Origin of the sequence: Shigella sp. FC1967, from assembly GCF_001743005.1 — a bacterium.
Lineage (GTDB): Bacteria > Pseudomonadota > Gammaproteobacteria > Enterobacterales > Enterobacteriaceae > Proteus.
In genome coordinates this window covers 1-1,332 of sequence record NZ_MIIZ01001005.1, presented here as the reverse complement: position 1 = coordinate 1,332, position 1,332 = coordinate 1, and the positions used below count along the sequence as shown (strand labels likewise).

Annotated in this window: 1 pseudogene; it reads right to left on the bottom strand. The window is 37.8% G+C overall.

Annotated features, from left to right (window positions below):
- Positions 1–1,304: pseudogene (locus tag BHE89_RS17385) on the bottom strand (C69 family dipeptidase); the annotation flags it as partial.
- Positions 1,305–1,332 lie beyond the last annotated feature (28 nt).

Genomic DNA, 1,332 nt, shown 5'->3' with positions numbered 1-1,332 from the left:
TTTTGAGATAGTTAGCTTCCATTTCTTTTTGCTCTAATGCGGTTTTATCTTCCCATTCTTGATAGGCCTTCTTCACTATTGGTGCAAGTTTTGGATAGTCTGTCATCACTAATGTCTGTAATTTACGATATTTCCAATAAATAGAATCACTATCTGCGTTATTCGTACCGATCCCATAGTGTTGCGGATAAGTTTTCAATCCACTGTAATAGGGAACAAATGCAGTTAAATCCGCCATACCTAATCCGACATAAGTGACTTCACCTATTTCTTGAGGCAGTTCAGGGCGGACTTGCATCACATGGGCTTCATAAGTTCTAAATACGCTAATTGGGCGCCATGGTTCTTTGCCATTTACTCCATTGCTATATGGATCATGCTCTGTTCCTTCAAAGTGATTGCGTAACATCGCTTTAGCTTCTTCAACAGAGACTTTTTTTTTCTGGTGTTAATAAAGGTGCAAAATTGCGACCATCATCCACAGCCTGTTTTAATGATGGATTAAATTGCTGCTGAATAACCCATACTCGCGGATCATTATAAGTACGATCTCGTTCGTCATCCCGAGTATATGCTTTTGAAAAATTAAACTCGCCTTCTTTTTTAGGATTATAAAGCCCTTTCTCAACAGCAAATTCCACTAGATTTTTAGATCCTAATACATCATTACTGTTAGTATCATAGTGTTGTAGTCGCCCTTGGTTTCCTGTTGCAAAGTATTTATCTTTAGGTAATTTTTGTGCAATCCAATGATGCCCTGTTCCAGTTTCTAAATACCAAAGCTCATTTTTATCAACAACAGCAACACCAAATCCTTCACCGGCACCTTGTTTTTCAATAATGCTTCCTAATAATTCCACTGCTTCACGAGCTGTTTTTGCTCTTGAAAGTAGTACATCTGGAATATCATCTTCAGTAATTCCAGTCTCTTCAACATAGGGATCAAAAGCGAGTGCCTTAGGTGAAGCAAAAATAGATTCAGTGCCACTGACACCCACACCTAATTCATTAAACCCTGTGGCACCATGGAGTTGCGTTTTCCAATTCGGTACAGTGGTATAGCGTAATGAATTCTTAGGCAATGGATATGTAAAATTATTAGCACCGTTATGCTCTTTGGTACTGTAAATACCCGTTTGATTCGTTTTAGCTGGATGAATAACAAAATGTTGTGCTTTTAATGCATCGCTATCTGCGCTACGAGCAATAATCAACGAACCATCATTTGTTGCTTCACTTCCCGCTAATAACGTTGTACAGGCTAAAGCTGAAGATACTAATGCAATATTAATAGATAAGGCAATAAATACCCTTTTTAAATAAAGACATAAA